This window comes from Mycobacterium heidelbergense (assembly GCF_050205645.1).
Classification (GTDB): domain Bacteria; phylum Actinomycetota; class Actinomycetes; order Mycobacteriales; family Mycobacteriaceae; genus Mycobacterium; species Mycobacterium heidelbergense_A.
This window is the reverse complement of the sequence record NZ_JBNMQT010000003.1, coordinates 94,179-117,506: the sequence shown is the minus strand read 5'-3', so window position 1 is coordinate 117,506 and position 23,328 is coordinate 94,179. Positions and strand designations below refer to the sequence as shown.

Genomic DNA, 23,328 nt, shown 5'->3' with positions numbered 1-23,328 from the left:
TGGAGGAGCTGTTGACAGCTGAAGCGCCCCCCTTGGGAGAACTCGAGGCCGTCCGCCCGTATCCGGCCAGAACCGGTCCCAAAGGGAACCTCATCTACAAACTGATCACGACCACCGATCACAAGCTGATCGGCATCATGTACTGCGTCGCCTGCTTCATCTTCTTCTTCATCGGCGGGCTGCTGGCGCTGTTGATGCGCACCGAGTTGGCGGCGCCGGGTCTGCAGTTCCTGTCGAACGAGCAGTTCAATCAGCTGTTCACCATGCACGGCACGATCATGCTGCTGTTCTATGCGACACCGATCGTGTTCGGTTTCGCCAACCTGGTGCTGCCGCTGCAAATCGGCGCGCCCGACGTCGCGTTCCCGCGGCTCAACGCCTTCTCCTTCTGGTTGTTCTTGTTCGGCGCCACCATGGGTATGGCCGGTTTCGTCGTACCGGGCGGGGCCGCGGACTTCGGCTGGACGGCCTACACCCCGCTGTCCGACGCCATCCACTCACCCGGCGCAGGCGGAGACCTGTGGATCATGGGTCTGATCGTCGCGGGTCTGGGCACCATCCTGGGCGCGGTCAACATGATCACCACGGTCGTCTGCATGCGAGCACCCGGGATGACGATGTTCCGGATGCCGATCTTCACCTGGAACATCCTGGTGACGTCCATCCTGGTGCTGATCGCGTTCCCGTTGCTGACCGCGGCGCTGTTCGGCCTGGCCGCCGACCGCCACCTGGGCGCCCACGTCTACGACGCGGCCAACGGCGGAGTTCTGTTGTGGCAGCACCTGTTCTGGTTCTTCGGCCATCCCGAGGTGTACATCATCGCGCTGCCGTTCTTCGGGATCATCACCGAGGTGATCCCGGTGTTCTCCCGCAAGCCGGTCTTCGGTTACACCACGCTGGTCTACGCGACCCTGTCGATCGCCGCGCTGTCGGTGGCGGTGTGGGCGCACCACATGTTCGCCACGGGAGCCGTTCTGCTGCCGTTCTTTTCGTTCATGACGTATCTGATCGCGGTGCCGACCGGGATCAAGTTCTTCAACTGGACCTTCACAATGTGGAAGGGCCAGTTGACCTTTGAGACGCCGATGCTGTTTTCGGTGGGCTTCCTGGTGACCTTCCTGCTGGGTGGTCTGACCGGTATCCTGCTGGCCAGCCCGCCGCTGGACTTCCACGTGACGGACACGTATTTCGTTGTGGCGCACTTCCACTACGTGCTGTTCGGCACCATCGTGTTCTCCACCTTCGCCGGGATTTACTTCTGGTTCCCGAAGATGACCGGCCGGCTGCTCGACGAGCGGCTGGGCAAGCTGCACTTCTGGTTGACCTTCATCGGCTTTCACACCACGTTCCTGGTGCAGCACTGGCTGGGCGATCAGGGCATGCCGCGCCGCTACGCGGACTACCTGCCCACCGACGGCTTCCAGCCCCTGAACATCGTCTCGACGATCGGTGCGTTCATCCTGGGCGCGTCGATGTTCCCGTTCGTCTGGAACGTCTTCAAGAGCTGGCGCTACGGCGAGGTCGTCACGGTCGACGACCCGTGGGGCTACGGCAACTCGCTGGAGTGGGCGACCAGTTGCCCGCCGCCGCGGCACAACTTCACCGAGCTGCCCCGAATCCGTTCGGAGCGACCGGCATTCGAGTTGCACTATCCGCACATGGTCGAGCGGCTGCGCGCCGAGGCGCACGTGGGCCGAGCCCATGGGCCGGCGAGCGGCGACGTCACCAGAGCCGACGACGTCAGCGTTCGCAGCTGACGGGCGGCGGCGGCCCTAAGCGAGGCTAAGTCAGGGGTGAACACTCCATACAGGGTGTCGGTGCTGATCACCGTCACCGGCGCGGATCATCCGGGTGTGACGTCGGCGCTCTTCGACGCGCTGTCGCGGCACGGAGTGGAGCTGCTCAACGTCGAGCAGGTGGTGATCCGGGGGCGGCTGACGCTGGGGGTGCTGGTGTCCTGCTCGCCGGAGCTCGCCGAAAGCCCCGCGTTGCGCGCCGACGTCGAGACCGCGATCCACGGGGTCGGGCTCGATGTCAGTATCGAGCGCAGCGACGACGTGCCGATCATCCGGCAACCGTCGACCCACACCATCTTCGTGCTGGGCCGGCCGATTACCGCCGGCGCGTTCGGCGCCGTGGCCCGCGAGGCCGCGGCGCTGGGCGTCAACTTCGACGTCATTCGCGGGATTTCCGACTATCCGGTGACCGGGCTGGAGCTGCGGGTCTCGGTGCCGCCGGGGGCCGACGGCCTGCTGCGGACCGCCCTGAACCGGGTGTCCTCCGAGGAGCACGTCGACATCGCGGTCGAGGACTACGGCCTGGCCCTGCGCACCAAACGGCTCATCGTGTTCGACGTCGACTCGACGCTGGTGCAGGGCGAGGTCATCGAGATGCTGGCCGCCCGCGCCGGCGCCGAGGGAACCGTCGCCGCGATCACCGAGGCCGCGATGCGCGGCGAGCTGGACTTCGCGCAGTCGCTGCAGCAGCGGGTGGCCACCCTGGCGGGCCTGCCCGCGACCGTGATCGACGAGGTCGCCGCCCAGCTGGAACTGATGCCCGGGGCCCGTACCACGCTGCGGACGTTGCGGCGCTTGGGTTTTCACTGCGGCGTGGTCTCCGGGGGATTCCGGCGGATCATCGAACCGCTGGCGCATGAGCTGATGCTGGACTTCGTCGCCGCCAACGAGCTCGAGATCGTCGACGGCACACTGACCGGCCGGGTCGTCGGCCCGATCATCGACCGGCCCGGAAAGGCCAAGGCGCTTCGCGACTTCGCGCAGCAGGCCGGGGTGCCGATGGCGCAGACCGTCGCCGTCGGCGACGGTGCCAACGACATCGACATGCTGGCCGCGGCGGGCCTGGGCGTGGCGTTCAACGCCAAGCCGGCGTTGCGTGAGGTCGCCGACGCGTCGTTGAGCCACCCGTACCTGGACACCGTGCTGTTCCTGCTCGGCGTGACCCGCGGCGAGATCGAGGCCGCCGACGCCGGCGATCTTGGAGTGCGACGTGTGGAGATCCCTTCGGATTAGCGTCGGCCGCGGGCAACGACCCGGCGGCCCTGGCGGCGCCCCGGTACGGCACGATGATCGGGTGCCCGAAACCGGCGACACCGCATCCGATCCCGATCTGCTGATCGACTTGCGGGGTGTGTCGTTGCGCCGCGGCGGGCGCACCTTGGTCGGGCCGGTGGACTGGGCGGTCGAACTCGACGAACGCTGGGTGATCGTCGGCCCCAACGGCGCCGGCAAGACGTCGCTGCTGCGGATCGCGGCGGCGGCCGAGCACCCGTCGTCGGGCACCGCCCACGTGCTCGGCGAGCGGCTGGGCCGCGTCGACGTCACGGAGTTGCGCGCCCGCATCGGCCTGTCGTCCTCGGTGCTGGCGCAGCGAGTGCCCGACGACGAAGTCGTGCGCGATCTCGTCGTCTCGGCCGGCTACGCGGTGCTGGGCCGATGGCGGGAGCGCTACGAAGACATCGACTACCGGCGCGCGATCGACATGCTGGAGAGCCTGGGCGCCGAGCACCTCGCGGAGCGCAGCTACGGCACGCTGTCGGAAGGCGAACGCAAACGGGTGCAGATCGCCCGCGCCCTCATGACCGACCCGGAGCTGCTGCTGCTCGACGAGCCCGCCGCCGGCCTGGACCTGGGCGGCCGCGAGGAGTTGGTGGCCAGGCTGGCCGATCTGGCCGCCGACCCCGACGCGCCCGCGCTGGTGCTGGTCACCCACCACGTCGAGGAAGTTCCCCCCGGCTTCAGCCACTGCATGCTGCTGTCGGAGGGGCGGGTGGTCGCGGCGGGTCTGCTGTCCGACGTACTGACCGCCGACAACCTCTCGGCGGCGTTCGGCCAGTCGATCGCCCTCGAGATGGTCGACGGGCGCTATTTCGCGCGGCGCGTCCGCAGCCGCGCGGCCCACCGGAGGCTGCTATGAGCGCATCGCACGACGAACCCCCACTGGTTCCGCGGCCGGCCGCGACCGTGATGCTGATCCGCGACGACGGGCCCGGCCTGAGCGTGTTCCTGATGCGGCGGCACTCGAGGATGGAATTCGCGGCGGGAACGATGGTGTTCCCAGGCGGCGGCGTCGACGACCGCGACCGCAACGCCGAGATCGCGTGGGCGGGGCCGCCGCCGCAGTGGTGGGCGCAGCGCTTCGGCATCGAACCCGAGCTGGCCGAGGCGCTGGTCTGCGCCGCGGCCCGCGAGACCTTCGAGGAATCGGGGGTGCTTTTCGCCGGGCCGGCGGGCCAGGCCGGTTCGGCACCGGACAGTCTCGTCGGCGACGCCTCGGTGTACGGCGACGCCCGCCGCGCGCTGGCCGCCGGCACGCTGTCCTTCGCCGATTTCCTGCGCCGGGAAAACCTGGAACTGCGCGCCGACCTGCTGCGGCCATGGGCCAACTGGGTCACGCCGGAAGCCGAACGGACTCGCCGATACGACACCTATTTCTTTGTGGCCGCGCTGCCCCGGGGTCAGCGTGCCGACGGTGAGAACACCGAATCCGACCGCGCCGGCTGGACGACACCGCAGGCCGCCATCGACGATTTCGCCGCAGGCCGTTGCTTCTTGCTGCCGCCGACGTGGACGCAGCTGGACTCGCTCGCCGGCCGCACGGTGGCCGACGTGTTGGCGGTCGAACGGCAGATCGTGCCGGTGCAGCCGCATCTCGAAATCCAGGGCGACAACTGGATTTTCGAGTTCTTCGATTCCGACCGCTACCACCAGGCGCGCGAGGCCGGGGGAATGGGGTGGCGGCATTGAGCGAGTTCGTCAGCGTCGTGGTCAGTGACGGCTCGCGGGATGCCGGCCTGGCCATGTTGCTGCTGTCGCGGCCGCCCACGAACGCGATGACCCGGCAGGTCTACCGCGAGATCGCGGCCGCGGCTGACGAGCTGGGGCGCCGCGACGACATCGCCGCCGTCATCCTGTTCGGTGGCCACGAAATCTTCTCCGCCGGCGACGACATGCCCGAGCTACGGACGCTGAGCCCGGGCGAGGCCGACACCGCGGCCCGGGTGCGCCGCGAGGCCGTCGACGCCGTTGCGGCGATTCCCAAGCCGACCGTGGCCGCGATCACCGGATACGCGCTGGGCGCCGGCCTCACCCTGGCCCTGGCCGCCGACTGGCGGGTCAGCGGCGACAACGTCAAGTTCGGGGCGACGGAGATCCTGGCGGGCCGGGTCCCCGGCGGCGGCGCAATGGCCCGCCTGGCCCGCGTGGCAGGGGCGAGCCGGGCCAAGGACCTGGTGTTCAGCGGGCGCTTCTTCGACGCCGAGGAGGCCCTGGCGCTGGGACTGATCGACGAGATGGTGGCCCCCGACGACGTCTACGATGCCGCCGCGGGGTGGGCGCGCCGCTTCCTCGACGGGCCGTCGCGCGCGCTCGCCGCCGCCAAGGCCGGCATCAACGCCGTCTTCGACCCGCATCCGGGCGCCGGTTAGGCTGCCCTGCATGACGAGGAGTTCGACTGACGCCGTCCCCAACCCGCGTGCCACCGCCGAGCAGGTCGAAGCCGCCCGCCACGACAGCAAGCTCGCCCAGGTGCTTTACCACGACTGGGAAGCCGAGACGTACGACGAGAAATGGTCGATCTCCTACGACCAGCGCTGCATCGATTACGCCCGGGACTGCTTCGACGCCATCGCCCCCGAGCAGGTCCTGCGCGAACTGCCTTACGACCGGGCCCTCGAATTAGGTTGCGGGACAGGGTTTTTCCTGCTCAACCTGATCCAGGCCGGCGTTGCCCGCCGCGGTTCTGTCACCGATCTCTCGCCCGGCATGGTCAAGGTCGCCACCCGCAACGGCCAATCGCTGGGCCTGGACATCGACGGCCGGGTGGCCGACGCCGAGGGCATCCCGTACGACGACGACACCTTCGATCTGGTCGTCGGGCACGCCGTCCTGCACCACATTCCGGACGTCGAGCTGTCGCTGCGTGAGGTGGTCCGGGTGCTGCGCCCCGGCGGCCGGTTCGTGTTCGCCGGCGAGCCGAGCAATGCCGGCGAGGTCTATGCGCGCGCGCTCTCGACGCTGACCTGGCGGATCGTCACCAACGCCACCAAGTTGCCAGGGCTGACCGGGTGGCGGCGCCCGCAGGCCGAGCTGGACGAGTCCTCGCGCGCCGCGGCGCTCGAGGCGCTCGTCGACCTGCACACCTTCGCGCCGGAAGACCTGGAGCGGATGGCCACCAGCGCCGGCGCCGTCGACGTCGCGACCGCCACTGTCGAGTTCACCGCCGCGATGCTGGGCTGGCCGCTGCGGACCTTCGAGTGCGCGGTGCCGCCGGGACGGCTGGGCTGGGGCTGGGCGAAATTCGCGTTCACCAGCTGGAAGACGCTCAGCTGGGTGGACGCCAACGTGATGCGGCATGTGGTGCCGAAGGGCTGGTTCTACAACGTGATGATCACCGGGGTCAAACCGTCCTGAATGTCGGCGGGCTGCGCTTCGGCACCGACGACGTCGAATATCTGCGGTCGGAAGCGGGCACCGCGGCGCTTGCCGCCGTCGCCGACCTCCCGCTGACGGACCGCACCCGCATCGCCGACGTCGCCTCCGTGCGTGCCCGCTTCGGTGACCGGGCGCCGGTGCTGGTGGAGACGACGCTGCTGCGCCGCCGCGCCGCGGACAAGCTCGGCCGGCTCGGTGAGGTGTCCGACTGGCTCTTCACCGACGAGGCCCTGCAGCAGGCGACCGCGGCGCCGGTGGCCCTGCACCGGGCCGGACGGCTCGCGAAGGCCGGAGCCGCATTGGTTCACGACGCGACCTGTTCGATCGGCACCGAGGTGGCCGCGCTGCGCGCGTCGGGGAGCGAGGCGGTAGGCAGCGACATCGACCCGGTGCGCCTGGCGATGGCTCGCCACAACCTGGGTCCCGGCGCCGCCCTGTGCCGCGCCGATGCGCTGCGTCCGATCACCCGCGACGCCGTGGTGCTCGTCGATCCGGCGCGCCGGGTGGGCGGGCGGCGGCGTTGGCGCCCGGCCGACTATCAACCGGGCCTGGGGCAGTTGCTCGACACGTATCGCGGCCGCGACCTCATCGTAAAGTGCAGTCCCGGAATAGATTTCGAGTACCTGCGGCGCGCCGGTTTCGACGGCGAAATCGAGGTGACGTCGTATGGCGGTTCGGTCCGGGAGGCGTGCCTGTGGTCGACCGGGCTTACCGAACCGGGTGTGCGTCGTCGAGCGAGCGTCCTGGATGCCGGCGAGCAGATCACCGACGCCGAGCCCGCCGATTGCCCGACGCGGCCCGCCGGCCGATGGATCGTCGACCCCGACGGCGCGGTCGTGCGGGCCGGCCTGGTGCGCCACTACGGCGCGCGGCACGGGCTGTGGCAACTCGATCCCGATATCGCCTACCTGTCCGGTTCCGAGTTGCCGCCGGCGGTCCGCGGGTTCGAGGTGCTCGAGCAGCTGGCGTTCGACGAGCGTCGGCTCCGGCAGGCGCTGTCCGCCCGGGACTGCGGGGCGCTGGAGATCCTGGTCCGGGGCGTGCGCGTCGACCCCGACGGACTGCGGCGGCGGCTGCGGCTGCGCGGCGGGGAATCCCTGTCGATGATCGTCACCCGGGTCGGCTCCGGATCCGCGAGTCACGCGACGGCCTTCGTCTGCCGCCCCTCTCGATAGTGCCCAGGTAGGCTGGCTGCCATCGATCTTCCAGGCGCCCCGCCTGCGTAATTTTGCGAGGGACGAATTCGAACGATGCGTTACGTGATAGTGAGCACTGTGCTGGCTGCCGCGGCCCTGCTGGGCTGGCCGGCGGCCGCCGCGCCGGCGACGTGTGCCGGGATGGGCGGCACCGTCGACGACACCCAGATGTGCCACGTGCGCACCACCGGGTCCACCTACGCCATCACCCTGACGTTCCCTGCCGACTACCCCGACGAACAGGCGCTGACCGACTACATCACCCAAAACCGCGACGGCTTCCTCAACGTCGCCCAGACGTCCGGCGGGCGCGACCAGCCCTACCAGATGGAGACCAGCGCCGACCAACGCAGCTCGGGTCAGCCGCCCCGCACCCGCAGCGTGGTGCTCAAGTTCTTCCAGGACCTCGGCGGATCGCATCCGTCCATTTGGTACAAGGCGTTCAACTACAACCTGGGGACCAAGCAGCCCATCACTTTCGACAACCTGTTCGCGCCCGGCACGACGCCGCTGGACAGCATCTTCCCGCTGGTGCAGCGCGATCTGGAGAATCAGAGCGCGTTCGGTGCCGCCATCCTGCCCTCGACGGGTCACGACCCGTCGCACTACCAGAACTTCGCCATCACCGACGACCAGCTGATCTTTTACTTCGCCCCCGGCGAGATGCTGCCGGCGGTCGCCGGTCCCGCCCAGGCCCAGGTGCCGCGCAACGCGATCCCGCCCCTGGCCGTCTAGAGCCGCCTGGTCAGTGCAGCGGGCCGGCCAGCCATTCCATGGCCGCGGCACCGATGCCCAGCGCCACCTGGGCCACGCAGCCGATGAGCGGGACGAAGAACGCCCGCCGCCGGCGCACCAGGAGATATACGGCGATCACGAAGTCGGCGGCCAAGACGGCGGCGCCGCCCCAGATTCCCAACGTCGTGGCGCGATCGATCCACGCCGGGTCGCCGCATTTCACGGAGCCGCACGGGTCGGTGACCATGACGAACAGGCCGAGCAGCACGATGGTCACCCCGAACAGAGCCGCGTGAAGGATCAGCAGGACAACGGTCGCGGCGACGTCCGCGGGCCGGCCGCGTCGATCGGCGCTCATGCCGGCCCGAATCCGTAGACCTGGCCGTCGCTGGTGCACGCCACCACCCGGCGATCAACGCCGACCGACACCCCGACGGGATATCCCGTGGCCGCCGGCAGCGGATAGCTGTTGAGGGTGTGGCCGTTGCCCGGATCGAAGGCCAGCAGCGACATGCCGGGCGCGCCCTGCCCGGGCGGGGTGCCGACCACCGTGTAGCCAACGCCGCCGCCGGCCAGGCTCGACGACGACAGCGGGCCGACGTCGTCGCGCCGCCAAGCCTGATCGGCATGATCGCCGGCATCCTTGAACGCCGCGAGCCGGGTGTCGGGTCCGCCGCCGGCCACGATCAGCCCCTGCGGGGTCACCGACGGCGGCGTCTGCGCCAGGAAACCAAGCGGCACTGACCATTTCACCTTCCCGTCGGCGGCGTGCAGCGCCCACAGCCGTTGGTCGCGGCCGTTGACGTAGACGGTGGACCCGTCGGCCGAGAGCGCCGGACTGGCGATCACACCCGCGCCGACCGCGTCGCTGCTCCACTCGCGGGTGAGTAGCGGCGTCTGGCCCGGATGGTATTTCAGCCCAACCAGTCCCGCGGCGGGGGCACCCGGCTGCCAGACGCCGATCACCACCATCTGGCCGGCCGGCGAGAAGGCCGGGGCCGCCGCCACCGGACAACCTTGGCGCGCCGGCGCACAATCGGCCAGCCCGCGCGTCGCATCGGTCGGGTCGACGCCGTCGACCAGATCCAGCGCACTGCCCACCACCATGCCGCGGTGGGCGTCGAACGTCAGGACCTGACCCAGATGTGTGATGACCAACAATTGACCATCGCCCAAAAACCTTGGTGTGGTGGGCATTCCGATCACCGGCTGGCGCCACCGAGTCCACTGCGTCACGGGAAAGGAGAGGAAGGCCCCGGGCTGCCCGACGTAGAGATTGTCGAAGCCGTCGAACAGCGGGCCGGCGAAGCCGCCACCCTGGACCACGCGGACGCACCAGCGTTGCCGGCCGTTGTCGTCGTTCTCCCACTCCATGAGCGAACATCCGCCCGGGGTCTGCGCGTTGAGGGCGAGATAACCGCGTGCGCTCAGCGCGGGCCCGGCAGCCAGGCTACCCTTTACCGACCGCGTCCACTGCAGCGAGAGTTTGGTGGCGCCGCTGGTCGGGGTGTAGCTGCTGTTGGCCGCGTCGGCGTATTGCGCGGGCCAGCCTTGCGATGCCGAGGCTTGCACCCACGAGTCGGTGTTGCCGCACCCGCCCAGTCCCACGGTCAGCGCAGCGGTCGCCGCCACGAATGACCAACGCCGAAGACCGAGTTGTCGGGCACGCACCTCGATTTCCCAAATCCTTCCGCGGCGTTGGTTCGTTTCCAGAGCAGCGATCGAGTACAGGTGAGGGTAACCCGTGGCGGCTCGGATAAGCTCTCCGGCCATGACGACCATGTGGGGTGCTCCGCTCCATCGCCGTTGGCGTGGATCGATGTTGCGCGACCCACGCCAGGCCAAGTTCCTCACGTTGGCCTCGTTGAAATGGGTGCTGGCCAACCGCGCGTACACCCCGTGGTACCTGGTGCGCTACTGGCGGCTGCTGAAGTTCAAGCTGGCCAACCCGCACATCATCACCCGCGGCATGGTGTTTCTCGGCAAGGACGTCGAGATCCACTGCACACCCGAGCTGGCGCAGCTGGAGATCGGTCGCTGGGTGCACATCGGCGACAAGAACACGATCCGCGCGCACGAGGGCTCGCTGCGCTTCGGCGACAAGGTGGTGCTGGGCCGGGACAACGTCATCAACTGCTATCTCGACATCGAGCTCGGGGATTCGGCGCTGATGGCCGACTGGTGCTACATCTGTGATTTCGACCATCGCATGGACGACATCAACCTGCCGATCAAGGATCAGGGCATCGTCAAATCCCCGGTCCGGATCGGGCCGGATACCTGGGTCGGGGTGAAGGTGACCGTGCTGCGCGGCACCACCATCGGACGCGGCTGCGTGCTGGGATCGCACGCGGTGGTTCGCGGCGTGGTGCCCGACTACTCGATCGCGGTCGGCGCGCCGGCGAAGGTGGTCAAGAACCGGCAGCTGTCCTGGGAGAGCTCGGCCGCGCAGCGCGCGGAGCTGGCGGCCGCGCTGGCGGATATCGAACGCAAAAAGGCTGCCCGCTAACCGATTTCGGGTACGGGGCTACGAGGGCTGGTCGTCGACCTCGAAGCGATAGTTGACGGTCCCGCCGTCGACACCGGTGACGGTCACGTTCACCCCGTAGTTCTTCCCGCTAGTGGTCAGTTGGCAGCGCAGCGTGGCGCCTTCGACGCCTTTGAGGTTGTCGGGGCACGTCACCGAATCGGGTTTGCTTCCCAGCTGCGGGGTGAGTTTTTCGCTGATCGTCTTGGCGACCTGGTTTTTGTCGACCGTCTCCACCATGTCGAACTTGACGTCGCTGCCGTTGACGCTGGTTACGGTGACGTTGACGTTGTAGGTCTGCCCGCCCGCCTTCATCTCGCAGTTCAGCTGCGCACCGACCTTCGCGTCCAGGTCGCTGGGGCAGTTCACCGACTCCGGCTTGTTGCCCGCGGGGTCCGTCATCTTCGAGGTGATCTGGCCGGCGACATCGCTTTTGCTGACGGTGTGCGATGACGACACCGAACACGAACAGGCGGCGACGCCGGCCATCAGGCCCGCTGCTGCTCCGGAAACCAGCAACGTCCGAACGATCGACTGAGCCATAACGCCTCCCGTGGCCTGCTTACAACTGTGAGCGACTGTGAATCGGCTGATAATTGCACGCCAAACATCGTCGGGTGGGCGGATTGCGTAAACATCCGCCGAACTGCGATCTGGGACAAGCGCCTTTGCTGGTGAACGGCGTGGGGGTTGGTTACGGTACCGAGGTAACACAGCGGAGGGGGTGCCGCGGATGACGAGCCGGGTGATCGGGGTTGCGAGCGTCGCGGGGGCCACGGTGTTGGCCGGCATGGTGGTAGCCGCCTGCAGCGGCACGTCCACTATGGCGTCGACGCCCTCGACGTCGACGTCCTTGATGTCTTCAATGTTGGCGCCGGCCGCCGGCACCGACTACACCGCGCTGCTGATTCAGGGCAGCGACGTGAGCACGACACCACCCGACGTCTTCACCCCGGCGGAGCCACCCGTCCAAAACCCCAACGCGATGCCCGGCGCGGCGGTGGTGTTCAAGAACGAGGATGACACCACCCGAATCGGCGACACGGTCCTGATCCTGACCGACGCCGGGGCCGCGGCCAACGCGATGAACGGGTCGGTCGCGTCGCTGGGCAACACGGTGACCGGCGGTAACCCGCAACCGATTTCGGTGGGCGACGGCGGCACGCTCGTCGCCGGCACGTCGCCGGATAGGTCCAAAGCGGTGACCGTGCTGCTGTTCACCGAGGGCAAGGCGTTCGTCACGCTGGAATTCGACGGCGCGCCCGGCGACGTCGTGCCCACCGACTACGCCCTTACGGTCGCCCAGCAACAGGACGGCGCGGTCAAGAACAAGCTGCCCGGCTGAGGCCGGTTTCAGCAGGGCGGTTGAGCCGCCAGATATGGGTGGACAGAACGGTGGCGAAGGCACACCACAATCCGTAAGGCGAAAGTGCCAGTCCGGCCTGCGGTTTGGCCTGTGTCGTGCGGCGGATGAGGTCCGCGCTGCTGGCGGTCAGGGCCGCCGCGCCGAGCGCGGACGCGCCGAGATTGTGATACCGGAAGAAAAGCCAACTCCATCCGGCGTTGAGGAGCAGGTTGACTCCCGACGCGGCGGCATAGCGACGCGCCTCGTCGTGCTGTCCTGCCCGGCGGAACCCGTCGATAGCCACCGCCGACGTGGCGGCGATGTCGGCGTAGAGGGCGGTCCAGACGACTGGAAAGACGACCCCGGGTGGCTGGTATCGCGGTTTGCCAAGCCGTGCATACCAGGTAGGGACACGTCGTGGGCTGGCGATGCTTCCGGTGCCGGCTGCCGCGCCGACCGCCAGCGTTGTCGCGGCCAGTGTTGAGCTGTTCATACGGTGCTCCGTTCGTGCCGGGCCAAGTCCGCTTGCTGCTCAACAGGTTTGGCGTTGGCTTACAGAGCTACCCAATAACGACGCAGATATGCCTAACGGTCCGGCAGGGCGTGCTCGACGATGGGCAGCCGCGGTTGTGGTTGCCGCTCACGGCGTTTGGCGGCCAGATACACCTGGGCGGTCTGGGTGGCCACGGTCCGCCAGTCGAAGTCGGAGGTGAGCCGCTCGCGCGCGGCGTCGGCGCGTCGCAGTGCGGCGTGCGGGTCGTCGAGCACAATGCGCACCGCGGCGGCCAGCCCGGCCACGTCGCGAGGCGGACACGACACGCCGGTCTTGCCGTTGATCACCGCTTCGCCCAGGCCGCCGATGTTCGACGTCACCAGCGGGGTGCCGGCCGCCGCAGCCTCCAGAGCGGCGAGCCCGAACGGCTCGTAATGGCTGGGCAGCACGGCGGCGTCCGCCCGATGCAGCAACGCCAGCAGCTCGTTGTGATCGCAATGCCCGACGAACCGAGTTGCCTTGAGCACCCGGTGTTTACGGGCCTGCTCGACGAGCCAGTCCTGCTGGGTGCCCTCGCCGGCGACGGTCAGCGTGGTGCCCGGATGCGTGCGCCTGATCCGCGGCAGCGCGGCGATCACGTCGTGCACGCCCTTCTCGTACTCCAGTCGCCCGACGTAGAGCAGCTCGGCCGGTCCGGTGCGGGGACGACGGGGGGCGAACGGCCAGCGCGCGGCGTCGATGCCGTTGGGGATCACCGTGGTCTCGGCCAGACCGGGACCGAACAGTTCGGTGATCTCGTCGGTCATCGACGCCGAACACGTGATCAGCGAATCGGATTCACGCACCAGCCACGACTCGACCGCGTGCACTTGACGGCTGATCGCCCCGGAAACCCAGCCCGAATGTCGCCCGGCCTCCGTCGCGTGGATCGTGGAAACGATTGGCACGTCGTAGTATTCGGCGAGCGCGATCGCCGGATGGGCGACCAGCCAGTCGTGGGCGTGCACCACGTCGGGACGCCACGGCCGGTCGCTGCCGAATTTCTTCAGCCGCAGACCGGCGCGGATCATCGCGTGGCCCATCGCCAGGGTCCAGGCCATCATGTCGCTGCCGAAGCTGAATTCGTGCGGGTCCTGCGCGGCCGCGATCACCCGGACGCCCTCGCTGAGTTCGTCGGACGACGGGTGCGTGCTGGGATCGGTGCCCGACGGACGCCGCGACAGCACGACGACGTCGTGACCGGCCGCGGCCAGCGCGGTGGACAGGTGATGCACGTGCCGGCCCAGCCCGCCTATCACCACCGGCGGGTATTCCCACGACACCATGAGGATCTTCATCGGGGGAGCCTTCGAGCGTCCAGGGCGCCGAACAGGCCGTCGGCGCGGTTCCAGCCGTCGGCCAGACGCTCCGCGGTCTCGCGCCGGCCCGACGCCAGCGCCCCGGCGATCTCGCGGGTGGCGTGCGCGTGCAGGTGCGCTCGGTAGCGGGCGTAGTCGGCGGCCGAGTCCTTACTGACCATGAACGGCCAGTCGCTGGAGACGGTCAGCAGGGTCTCGCGCAGGATCTGATCGGCGACGCGGTCGCGGGGGAGCGGCCCGTCCAGCGAGGCGGTCTGCGACCTGGTTTGTGCCAAGGCCTTGTCCACGGTGCTCAGCGCGGTGTCGACCACTTCGGTGTTGAGCTGGACCAGATCGGCCACCTGCTCGCCGGCCCATACCTGCCAGTCCTTGCCCGAGCCCCACGAACTCGGCGGCAAGGCGACGGCATCGCCGACGAATCCGCCGGCCAGCGCGTCGCTCAGCGTGCCGACCCGAACGCCGGCGGCGGGCAGGGCGCGCAGCACCCGCGCCAGCCACGTCGGCCCCTCGTACCACCAGTGGCCGAACAGCTCGGTGTCGAACGCCGCGACCACGTGGGCGGGCCGCCCGATGCGCTCCGACTCGGACAACAGCCGCGTGCGCACCACGTCGACGAAGTCGGCGACGTGGACGTCGACGGCGCGGTCGGCCCGCTCGGGGTCGTAGGGCGCCTTGGCCTCCGAGGGCACGTTGCGGCCGGTGACCCGGGCCGGCTTGAGGCCGGTGAGGTGGTCGTAGGTGTGGAAGTCGCGATAGGCGGCGTGACCCGGATAGCCGGACTTCGGCGACCACACCCGGTAGCTGACCTGCAGGTCGCGCCCGAACGCGACCACGTCGGTGTCGCCGACGGGCCGGCCCAGCGCCGTATCGCCGTGCAGCGACGGCCCGTCGACCATGAAGTGGGTGACGCCCGCCGCGGCGTAGTCGTGTTCCATGCCCGGGGCATACGCGCACTCGGGCGCCCAGATGCCACCCGGGGTGTGGGCCAGCCGCAGCTGGGGGTCGGCCAGGCCTTCGCGGAGTGCGAACTCGCGCAGCCGGGGCGCGAGCAGCGGCTGGAACGGGTGGGCCAACGGTCCGCCCAGCAGCTCAACCGTTCCGGCGTCGATCAGGCCGCGCAGCAGCGGGCTGCCTCCGTGCCGCCACAGCGTGGCGAAATCATCCAGCGCGGCATCGGCCTCGGCACATTCGCGAATCCCGAAGGCCCGCAACGCTTCCGGTGTGCACGATTGGTAGTCGGCCGACTTGGATCCATTCGCGGAGCGCACGCTGGCCGCTTCGGACGCCCGCAGCCGCCAGTTGGCCAGCCAGTGATGCATGCCGTCGAGGCAGTACGGGTCGTCGAGCTGGGCGTTGACCACCGGCGTGACGCCCAGAGTGATGTGGGGGCGCCGATCCTCGTCGGCCAGGGTGCGCAGCACCCGAAACAGCGGCAGGTATGCCGCGGCCCAGGACTGGTAAAGCCATTCCTCGCCGACCGGCCAGCGCCCGTGGTGGGCCAGCCATGGCAGGTGGGTGTGCAGCACCAGGGTGAACATCCCGGGCACGCGGTCGATGCTCACGGGCGCACCGCGATCGCGACGAGATCGAGGCTGTCATCTATGTCACGCACGCTCGCGTCGACGATGTCGAAGTCGTCGGTGGTAACCGCGGCGACGTCCGCGGCCAGCTCGGGCGGCCATGGCGCATCCGCCACTGCGCGCGCGATCTGCGCGTCGATGATCGAGCCGCCGTGCCGGGCATCCATCTCGCGCAGCCGCGGACCGTGGAACACCCCGCTGATCGACACCTCAGCGAAACCGCCGTCGACCAGCAGCTCGGTCAGCTCGCGGGCGTTGAGTTCGCGGGTGTGGAACGGATTGACCGGGGTGTCACGACCCGGGGAGAAGGTGATGCGGTTGGGCGTCGACATCATCAACAACCCGGACGGGCGCAGCACCCGGGCGCACTCGGCCACGAACTGGGCCTGGTCCCACAGGTGCTCGATCACCTGGAAGTTCACCACGACGTCCACCGACGCCTCGGGCAGCGGCAGGTCGGCCAGGTTTGCCTGCATGACTTCCACCCGCGCGTAGCGGGCGCGGACGTGGGCCACCGCGGCCTCGTCGTAGTCGACCGCGACAACCCGGCGGGCGACGCCCGCGATCAGGTCGGCACCGTAACCTTCGCCACATCCGGCCTCGAGCACGTCGCGGCCCGCGCAGCGCGGCGCAAGCCGTTCGTAGACCACCTCGTGCCGCCGAAACCAATAGTTCTCGATGTCCAGATCGGGGATCGTGCGCTCGCCTGTCAGCGTCAACACCGCGTCAGCCGCCGGCGAGGGGTTGCCGGAGACGCGTTGCGGGACGTCGGGGACGAATGCGCTCATTGCATAGGGAGGCTAACGCGAAGTGTCCGATTCGCGAACCGGGCCGAAGGAACGTGCACTACGACCCGCTATGGTGTGAGGGCAGAACGCACAAACTTGCCGCGTGGTAATACCGCTGTGCGTTGCGAAACGTGTACCGAGTTCCCGCAGTCGCGCACTGCGGAGCTCCTTCGAGGAGGACGAACCACACTCATGACGAACATCGTGGTCCTGATCAAGCAGGTCCCAGACACGTGGTCGGAGCGCAAGCTCACTGACGGCGATTTCACGCTGGACCGCGAGGCCGCCGACGCGGTGCTGGACGAGATCAACGAGCGCGCCGTGGAAGAGGCGCTGCAGATTCGCGAGAAAGAGGCCGCCGACGGCGTCGAGGGGTCGGTGACCGTGCTGACCGCGGGCCCCGAGCGCGCCACCGAGGCGATCCGCAAGGCCTTGTCGATGGGCGCCGACAAGGCCGTCCACCTCAAGGACGACGGCATGCACGGCTCGGACGTGATCCAGACCGGATGGGCGCTGGCCCGCGCGCTGGGCACCATCGAGGGCACCGAGCTGGTCATCGCCGGTAACGAGGCCACCGACGGAGTCGGCGGTGCGGTGCCGGCGATCATCGCCGAGTACCTCGGGCTGCCGCAGCTCACCCACCTGCGCAAGCTGTCGCTCGAGGGCGGCAAGGTGATCGGCGAGCGCGAGACCGACGACGGCGTGTTCAGCCTCGAGGCCACGCTGCCCGCGGTCGTGAGCGTCAACGAGAAGATCAACGAGCCGCGCTTCCCGTCCTTCAAAGGCATCATGGCCGCCAAGAAGAAGGAAGTCACGGTCCTGACGCTGGCCGAGATCGGGGTCGAGGGCGACGAGGTCGGGCTGGCCAATGCCGGCACCACGGTGCTGTCGTCGACGCCGAAGCCGCCGAAGACCGCGGGCGAGAAGGTCGCCGACGAAGGTGAAGGCGGCAACCAGATCGCCCAGTACCTGGTCGGCCAGAAGATCATCTGAACCCACGCCCGTCATCCAACGAGAAGAGCGATATAACCCATGGCTGAAGTATTGGTGCTCGTCGAGCACGCCGAAGGCGCCCTGAAGAAGGTCACCTCCGAACTGATCACCGCCGCCCGTGCGCTGGGTGAGCCGGCCGCCGTCGTGGTCGGCGCGCCCGGCACGGCCGCGCCGCTGGCCGACGGGCTGAAGGAGGCCGGCGCCGCCAAGATCTACGTCGCCGAGTCCGACGCCGTCGACAACTACCTGATCACCCCGACGGTCGACGTGCTGGCCGCGCTGGCCGAGTCCAACGCGCCCGCCGCCGTGCTGCTGGCCGCCAACGCCGACGGCAAGGAGATCGCCGGACGGCTCGCCGCCCGGATCGGCTCCGGGCTGCTCGTCGACGTGGTCGACGTCAAGGAGGGCGCCAAGGCCACCCATTCCATCTTCGGTGGCGCGTTCACCGTCGAGGCGCAGGCCAACGGCGACACCCCGGTGATCACGGTGCGGGCCGGCGCCGTCGACGCCGAGCCGGCCGCGGGTGCCGGCGAGCAGGTCACCGTGGAGGTGCCGGCTCCCGCCGAGAACGCCACCAAGATCACGTCGCGCGAGCCCGCCGTCGCCGGTGACCGCCCGGAGCTGACCGAGGCCACCATCGTGGTCTCCGGTGGCCGTGGCGTGGGCAGCGCGGAGAACTTCAACGTCGTCGAGGCGCTGGCCGACTCGCTGGGTGCCGCGGTCGGGGCCTCGCGCGCCGCCGTCGACTCCGGCTACTACCCGGGCCAGTTCCAGGTCGGCCAGACCGGCAAGACGGTATCGCCGCAGCTCTACATCGCGCTGGGCATCTCCGGTGCGATCCAGCACCGCGCCGGCATGCAGACGTCGAAGACCATCGTCGCGGTCAACAAGGACGAAGAGGCGCCGATCTTCGAGATCGCCGACTACGGCATCGTGGGTGACCTGTTCAAGGTCGCCCCGCAACTCACCGACGCGATCAAGGCCCGCAAGGGCTGACGGCACCCCCGAGTTAACCAACGGCCCCGCGGATTACCCGCGGGGCTGTTGTTTTCGCCACTTTTTCTGCGACATTTCGTCATCTGACGTGCACCGACACGTCACAGCGGCGACGCCGATCGGTACATCGACTGCGCGACGTTGTTGGCATGAGCATTGCTTCTGTCCTGATAGCCAGCGACCAGCCGGAGGCGATCGGTTCGTCCGGGCCGCGCTACTCGCTGCTGTTGGCCACCGACACCGATTCGATCGAGGCGGCGCAACGGCTCCGCTACGAGGTGTTCACCAGCACGCCGGGCTTCGCGCTGCCGACAGCCGACCACGTCGACGCGGACCGCTTCGACGAATACTGCGATCACCTGCTGGTCCGCGACGACGACACCGGCGAGCTGGTGGGTTGTTACCGGATGTTGGCGCCGGCCGGGGCGATCGCGGCCGGGGGGCTTTACACCGCAACGGAATTCGACGTGCGGGCCTTCGACCCGCTGCGGCCGTCGCTGGTGGAGATGGGGCGCGCTGTGGTGCGCGACGGTCACCGCAACGGCGGCGTGGTGCTGCTGATGTGGGCGGGCATCCTGGCCTACCTGGACCGCTACGGCTACGACTACGTGACCGGCTGCGTGTCGGTGCCCATCGGCGCCGAATCGGACGGTGACGTGCCGGGCAGCCAGCTGCGCGGCGTCCGCGACTTCATCCTGAGCCGGCACGCCGCGCCGGCGGCGTACAGCGTCGAGCCGCACCTGCCGGTGCGCGTCGACGGGCGGGCCCTCGATGACATTCCCGCGCCGCCGCGGCCGTCGGTTCCGGCGCTGCTGCGTGGCTACCTGCGGCTGGGCGCACAGGTCTGCGGCGAGCCGGCGCGCGACCCGGATTTCGGCGTGGGTGACTTCTGCGTGCTGCTCGACAAACGACAGGCCGATACCCGATATCTGAAGCGGCTCCGGTCGGTGTCGGCGGCTACCGAGATGGCCGGCGCACGATGACCGCCACCCACGCTTGGCTGCCCCGCGCGACGTGCGACAGCAGCTGCGTGGGTGTGGGCACCGCGCCGCCGCGGTGGCGGGTGGTGCTGCGGGTGACCCTTCGCGTCATGTTGGCGGTGCTGCTGGCGCCCGGGGTGCCGCTGGCGCTGGTGCCGCTCCCGGGCCAGCTGCGGGTGCAGCGCTTCTATTGCCGCGCGGTGCTGCGCTGCTTCGGCGTGCGGATCCGGGTGTCGGGCAGCCCGATTCGCAACCTGCGCGGAGTCCTGGTTGTCAGCCCGCACATGTCCTGGCTGGACGTCTTCGCCATCGGTTCGGTGCTGCCCGGCGCGTTCGTCGCCCGCGCGGATATGTTCACCGGACCCCTGGCGCGCATGCTCAAGATCATCCCCATCGAGCGGGCCAGTCTGCGGCGGCTGCCCGGGGTGGTCGACACCGTCGCTGATCGGCTGCGCGCCGGTCAGACCGTGGTGGCCTTCCCCGAAGGCACCACCTGGTGCGGCGTCGCCTGCGGTTCCTTTTATCCGGCGATGTTCCAGGCCGCGATCGACGCCGGCCGCCCGGTGCAGCCGCTGCGGTTGACCTACCACCACGCCGACGGCGCCATTTCCACCGCTCCCGCCTTCGTCGGCGACGACACCCTGTGGCGGTCGATCTGCCGGTTGGTCACCGTGCGCCGCACGTGGGCCCATGTTCACGTCGAATCCCTGCAGCTACCGGGCGCCGATCGGCGGCTGCTGGCCCGCCGCTGCCAGTCGGCCGTGGGCGTCGGGGTGTCGCGGCGCCCGGGCCGACGCCACGTGCTGGTGGCTTCCTAGGTTCAGGGCTGCCCTGGCCTGCAGGTATCGTGGGGCGGGTCATGGTCTATCTCGATCACGCCGCGACGACCCCGATGCACCCCGCCGCCATCGAGGCGATGACGGCTGCGCTGGGCACGGTGGGCAACGCCTCCTCGCTGCACACCAGCGGCCGCGCGGCGCGGCGCCGGATCGAGGAATCGCGCGAGCTGATCGCCGAGAAGCTGGGCGCGCGCCCGTCGGAGGTGATCTTCACCGCGGGCGGCACCGAGAGCGACAACCTGGCCGTCAAGGGGATCTATTGGGCCCGGCGGGGAGCCGAGCCGCGCCGCCGCCGCATCGTCACGAGCGAGGTCGAACACCACGCGGTGCTCGACTCGGTGAACTGGCTCGTCGAACACGAGGACGCCGAGGTGACCTGGCTGCCCACCGCGCCCGACGGCTCGGTGTCGGCGGCCGCGCTGCGCGAGGTGCTTACCCGCCACGACGACGTCGCGCTGGTGTCGGTGATGTGGGCCAACAACGAAGTCGGGACCGTCATGCCAGCCGCCGAACTCGCGGCCGTCGCAGCCGAATTCGGCGTCCCGATGCACAGCGACGCCATTCAGGCGATCGGTCAGCTGCCCGTCGATTTCACCGCCAGCGGACTGTCGGCGATGAGCGTGGCCGCCCACAAGTTCGGCGGTCCGCCGGCGGTGGGCGCGTTGCTGCTGCGGCGGGACGTCGCCTGTGTCCCGCTGTCGCATGGCGGCGGGCAGGAGCGCGACATCCGTTCCGGCACACCCGATGTGGCCGGTGCCGTCGGAATGGCGGCGGCGACCCGCGTCGCGGTGGACGGCTTGGCCGCCAACGCCGCGCGGCTGCGAACGTTGCGCGATCGCCTGGTCGAAGGCGTACTCGCCGGCATCGACGATGTCATCGTCAACGGCGCCGCCGACCCGTTCCCCGCAAGCGGGAGGTACCCCCAGCGGCTTCCCGGCAACGCGCACTTCACCTTCCGCGGCTGCGAGGGCGACGCGCTGCTGATGCTGTTGGACGCCAACGGAATCGAGTGCTCGACCGGCTCGGCTTGCACCGCCGGTGTCGCGCAGCCGTCACACGTGCTGATCGCGATGGGCGCCGATCCCGCCAGCGCCCGCGGCTCGCTGCGTCTTTCTTTAGGGCACACCAGTGTTGACGCCGACATCGACGCCGTGTTGGGGGTCCTGCCCGGCGCGGTGGATCGGGCCCGGCGCGCCGCCCTGGCGGCGGCGGGAGCGGGTCGATGAAGGTACTCGCCGCGATGAGCGGTGGCGTCGACTCGTCGGTCGCCGCCGCCCGCATGGTCGACGCCGGGCACGACGTGGTCGGCGTGCACCTGGCACTGTCGAGTGCGCCCGGCACGCTGCGCACCGGCTCGCGGGGGTGTTGCTCGAAAGAAGACGCCTCCGACGCGCGCCGGGTGGCCGACGTGCTCGGAATCCCCTTCTACGTATGGGATTTCGCGGAACGATTCAAGGCCGACGTGATCGACGATTTCGTGTCGTCGTATGCGCGCGGGGAGACCCCCAACCCCTGCGTGCGGTGCAATCAGCGCATCAAGTTCTCGGCTCTGTCCGCGAGGGCCCTCGCGTTGGGCTTCGACACGGTGGCCACCGGCCACTACGCCCGGTTGTCGCAGGGCCGGCTGCGTCGCGCCGTCGATGCGGACAAGGACCAGTCCTACGTGCTGGCCGTGCTGACGGCCGAGCAGTTGCGCCACGCCGCGTTCCCGATCGGTGACACGCCCAAGCCGCAGATCCGCGCCGAGGCCGCCCGCCGCGGCCTGGCGGTCGCCGACAAGCCGGACAGCCACGACATCTGCTTCATCCCGTCCGGCGACACCCGCGCGTTTCTGGGGGAGCGCATCGGGCTGCGGCGCGGCGCGGTGGTCAGCGCCGACGGTGCGGTGCTGGCCACGCACGACGGCGTGCACGGTTTCACCATCGGCCAGCGCAAAGGCCTGGGCATCGCCGGGCCGGGACCCGATGGCCGCCCGCGCTACGTGACGGCGATCGACGCCGACACCGCGACCGTGCACGTGGGTGCAGCGGACGATCTCGACGTGATTGCGCTGCGGGGACGGGCGCCGGTCTTCACCGCGGGGGTTGCGTTCCCGGGTCCCGTCGAGTGCGCGGTTCAGGTGCGCGCCCACGGCGAAACCGCCAGTGCGGTAGCCGAATTGGTCGGCGACGAGCTCGACGTGCGGTTGCGTACCCCGCTGCGCGGCGTAGCGCCCGGCCAGACGCTGGTGATGTATCGCCCGGACCCCGGCGGCGACGAGGTGCTGGGCAGCGCCACCATCACCGGCACCCGCGGCTAGATTTTCGGCCAGTAGCCCGCCATCGCCACTTAGCCGTTGCGCCGTTTGGTTTTTTCCCGGCCTCGGTGGCGCGAAAGCTCCTGAGTCAGCCCATCAATGATGAGTTCGAGTCCGAACGCGAACTCATCCTCCAAGGGCACTGGGAGGTTGTCGGCGACGGCGGTGGTGGCGGGAAACTGGGACTGATCCAGGTCGTGGAATACCCGTGTCAGCCGGGCGCCGTCGACTTCGTCGCGAGCGGTGGTGAGCTGGATGGCGAAACCCAAGATGTAGCGAGCCACCGTTGCATAAGAACGCGCCGCGAGCTGAGGCGGAAATCCGTTATCGAGCAAGACGGCGATCAGACGTTCCCGCGCGGCGAGCGCGTTGGGGCCGACCGGCACATTCTCAGCCAGTAAACGCGCCACGTTATGGTGGCGGCGCAACGCGTCAAACATGCTGTTGGCAGCGGCTTTAGCCGCTTCCTGCCAAGTCATCGTGCTGAGATCGGACTGGCCGATCTCGCCGAACACGCGGTCGACGACATGGGCAATCACGTCCGCCCGGCCGGTGAAGTGCCGATATAAGGTGGCGGTCCCCGAATCTAGCCGCTGCGCCAGGGTTCGCATCGACAGTGCGTCGGTCCCCTCCTCGTCGACGATCTGAAGCGCCGTCGTGACCACCCGATCCAACGGAATGGGCGGGCGGCCGGGGGAACGGCGATTGTGCTGCGGCGCGCCCGCAGCGTGGCGATGCCCGGTTGTCACGAGG

At 69.3% G+C, this 23,328-nt stretch carries 23 protein-coding genes and 1 pseudogene; 16 read left to right on the top strand and 8 right to left on the bottom strand.

The features are described 5' to 3' along the window. The first annotated feature begins 11 nt into the window (after positions 1 to 11). From ctaD to ACQI5H_RS03860, 8 genes and pseudogenes are all read left to right on the top strand, one after another. A complete protein-coding gene (gene ctaD / locus ACQI5H_RS03895) occupies positions 12 to 1,757 on the top strand; it encodes an aa3-type cytochrome oxidase subunit I (protein WP_076121886.1) in 1,746 nt (581 codons plus the stop codon). A gap of 36 nt (positions 1,758 to 1,793) precedes the next feature. Then, entirely contained in the window at positions 1,794 to 3,029 is a 1,236-nt protein-coding gene (serB, locus tag ACQI5H_RS03890) for a phosphoserine phosphatase SerB (RefSeq protein WP_427078088.1), read from the top strand. A gap of 61 nt (positions 3,030 to 3,090) precedes the next feature. Beyond that, the gene (locus tag ACQI5H_RS03885; protein WP_427078087.1) at positions 3,091 to 3,933 is read left to right on the top strand and encodes an ABC transporter ATP-binding protein; all 843 of its coding nucleotides are present in this window, start codon (positions 3,091 to 3,093) and stop codon (positions 3,931 to 3,933) included. Then, complete coding sequence (locus ACQI5H_RS03880; RefSeq protein ID WP_427078086.1) at positions 3,930 to 4,763, top strand: NUDIX hydrolase; 834 nt, start codon at positions 3,930 to 3,932, stop codon at positions 4,761 to 4,763. The genes ACQI5H_RS03885 and ACQI5H_RS03880 overlap by 4 nt, the downstream gene beginning before the upstream one ends. Beyond that, positions 4,760 to 5,431 (top strand): annotated as a pseudogene (locus tag ACQI5H_RS03875) (enoyl-CoA hydratase); the annotation flags it as partial. The gene ACQI5H_RS03880 and the pseudogene ACQI5H_RS03875, both read left to right, overlap by 4 nt. 22 nt (positions 5,432 to 5,453) lie before the next feature. Next, entirely contained in the window at positions 5,454 to 6,428 is a 975-nt protein-coding gene (locus ACQI5H_RS03870; protein WP_427078085.1) for a class I SAM-dependent methyltransferase, read from the top strand. Continuing rightward, positions 6,425 to 7,624, top strand: coding sequence for a THUMP-like domain-containing protein (locus ACQI5H_RS03865; RefSeq protein WP_427078320.1), 1,200 nt, complete (start codon positions 6,425 to 6,427; stop codon positions 7,622 to 7,624). The genes ACQI5H_RS03870 and ACQI5H_RS03865 overlap by 4 nt, the downstream gene beginning before the upstream one ends. 75 nt (positions 7,625 to 7,699) lie before the next feature. After that, the gene (locus tag ACQI5H_RS03860) at positions 7,700 to 8,380 is read left to right on the top strand and encodes an esterase (RefSeq protein WP_427078084.1); all 681 of its coding nucleotides are present in this window, start codon (positions 7,700 to 7,702) and stop codon (positions 8,378 to 8,380) included. A 10-nt stretch (positions 8,381 to 8,390) separates the two neighbouring features. On the opposite strand, the gene ACQI5H_RS03855 is transcribed toward ACQI5H_RS03860, so the two are convergent. Both ACQI5H_RS03855 and ACQI5H_RS03850 read right to left on the bottom strand, forming a co-directional pair. Beyond that, on the bottom strand, positions 8,391 to 8,738 hold the full coding sequence (locus ACQI5H_RS03855) for a hypothetical protein (RefSeq protein ID WP_427078083.1): 348 nt from the start codon (positions 8,736 to 8,738) through the stop codon (positions 8,391 to 8,393). Next, a complete protein-coding gene (locus ACQI5H_RS03850; RefSeq protein WP_427078082.1) occupies positions 8,735 to 10,012 on the bottom strand; it encodes a PQQ-binding-like beta-propeller repeat protein in 1,278 nt (425 codons plus the stop codon). Before ACQI5H_RS03850 ends, ACQI5H_RS03855 begins: the two co-directional genes overlap by 4 nt. Positions 10,013 to 10,151: 139 nt before the next feature. On the opposite strand from ACQI5H_RS03850, the gene ACQI5H_RS03845 reads away from it, so the two are divergent. Then, positions 10,152 to 10,889, top strand: a complete 738-nt coding sequence (locus tag ACQI5H_RS03845; protein WP_076118815.1) for an acyltransferase — start codon at positions 10,152 to 10,154, stop codon at positions 10,887 to 10,889. An 18-nt stretch (positions 10,890 to 10,907) separates the two neighbouring features. Here ACQI5H_RS03845 and ACQI5H_RS03840 read toward each other — a convergent pair whose 3' ends face one another. Then, a complete protein-coding gene (locus ACQI5H_RS03840; protein ID WP_427078081.1) occupies positions 10,908 to 11,450 on the bottom strand; it encodes a DUF4333 domain-containing protein in 543 nt (180 codons plus the stop codon). 190 nt (positions 11,451 to 11,640) lie between these two features. Between ACQI5H_RS03840 and ACQI5H_RS03835 the strand changes: the two genes are divergently transcribed. Then, positions 11,641 to 12,252, top strand: coding sequence for a hypothetical protein (locus ACQI5H_RS03835; RefSeq protein ID WP_427078080.1), 612 nt, complete (start codon positions 11,641 to 11,643; stop codon positions 12,250 to 12,252). On the opposite strand, the gene ACQI5H_RS03830 is transcribed toward ACQI5H_RS03835, so the two are convergent. From ACQI5H_RS03830 to ACQI5H_RS03815, 4 genes are all read right to left on the bottom strand, one after another. Then, positions 12,230 to 12,745, bottom strand: coding sequence for a TspO/MBR family protein (locus ACQI5H_RS03830; protein ID WP_427078079.1), 516 nt, complete (start codon positions 12,743 to 12,745; stop codon positions 12,230 to 12,232). The genes ACQI5H_RS03835 and ACQI5H_RS03830 overlap by 23 nt on opposite strands. Before the next feature lie 92 nt (positions 12,746 to 12,837). Then, on the bottom strand, positions 12,838 to 14,082 hold the full coding sequence (locus ACQI5H_RS03825; protein ID WP_427078078.1) for a glycosyltransferase family 4 protein: 1,245 nt from the start codon (positions 14,080 to 14,082) through the stop codon (positions 12,838 to 12,840). Then, positions 14,079 to 15,641, bottom strand: coding sequence for a 1,4-alpha-glucan branching protein domain-containing protein (locus ACQI5H_RS03820; protein ID WP_427078319.1), 1,563 nt, complete (start codon positions 15,639 to 15,641; stop codon positions 14,079 to 14,081). The genes ACQI5H_RS03825 and ACQI5H_RS03820 overlap by 4 nt, the downstream gene beginning before the upstream one ends. 20 nt (positions 15,642 to 15,661) lie before the next feature. Next, on the bottom strand, positions 15,662 to 16,471 hold the full coding sequence (locus tag ACQI5H_RS03815) for a class I SAM-dependent methyltransferase (RefSeq protein ID WP_427078077.1): 810 nt from the start codon (positions 16,469 to 16,471) through the stop codon (positions 15,662 to 15,664). A 192-nt stretch (positions 16,472 to 16,663) separates the two neighbouring features. Here ACQI5H_RS03815 and ACQI5H_RS03810 point away from each other — a divergent pair, with 192 nt between their 5' ends. From ACQI5H_RS03810 to mnmA, 6 genes are all read left to right on the top strand, one after another. Beyond that, entirely contained in the window at positions 16,664 to 17,464 is an 801-nt protein-coding gene (locus tag ACQI5H_RS03810; RefSeq protein ID WP_427078076.1) for an electron transfer flavoprotein subunit beta/FixA family protein, read from the top strand. A gap of 39 nt (positions 17,465 to 17,503) precedes the next feature. Continuing rightward, a complete protein-coding gene (locus tag ACQI5H_RS03805) occupies positions 17,504 to 18,460 on the top strand; it encodes an electron transfer flavoprotein subunit alpha/FixB family protein (protein WP_427078075.1) in 957 nt (318 codons plus the stop codon). Between the two features lie 149 nt (positions 18,461 to 18,609). Then, the gene (locus ACQI5H_RS03800) at positions 18,610 to 19,443 is read left to right on the top strand and encodes a GNAT family N-acetyltransferase (protein ID WP_427078074.1); all 834 of its coding nucleotides are present in this window, start codon (positions 18,610 to 18,612) and stop codon (positions 19,441 to 19,443) included. Then, positions 19,440 to 20,258 (top strand): lysophospholipid acyltransferase family protein, encoded by an 819-nt coding sequence (locus ACQI5H_RS03795; RefSeq protein ID WP_427078073.1) that lies wholly within the window; start codon positions 19,440 to 19,442, stop codon positions 20,256 to 20,258. The genes ACQI5H_RS03800 and ACQI5H_RS03795 overlap by 4 nt, the downstream gene beginning before the upstream one ends. Positions 20,259 to 20,299: 41 nt before the next feature. Next, positions 20,300 to 21,505: a cysteine desulfurase family protein gene (locus tag ACQI5H_RS03790; RefSeq protein ID WP_427078072.1), complete on the top strand. Its 1,206-nt coding sequence runs from the start codon at positions 20,300 to 20,302 to the stop codon at positions 21,503 to 21,505. Further along, a complete protein-coding gene (gene mnmA / locus ACQI5H_RS03785) occupies positions 21,502 to 22,578 on the top strand; it encodes a tRNA 2-thiouridine(34) synthase MnmA (RefSeq protein WP_427078071.1) in 1,077 nt (358 codons plus the stop codon). Before ACQI5H_RS03790 ends, mnmA begins: the two co-directional genes overlap by 4 nt. Before the next feature lie 29 nt (positions 22,579 to 22,607). Here the strand turns inward: mnmA and ACQI5H_RS03780 are convergent, their stop codons facing one another. Continuing rightward, complete coding sequence (locus ACQI5H_RS03780; RefSeq protein ID WP_427078318.1) at positions 22,608 to 23,249, bottom strand: TetR/AcrR family transcriptional regulator; 642 nt, start codon at positions 23,247 to 23,249, stop codon at positions 22,608 to 22,610. Positions 23,250 to 23,328: the final 79 nt, after the last annotated feature.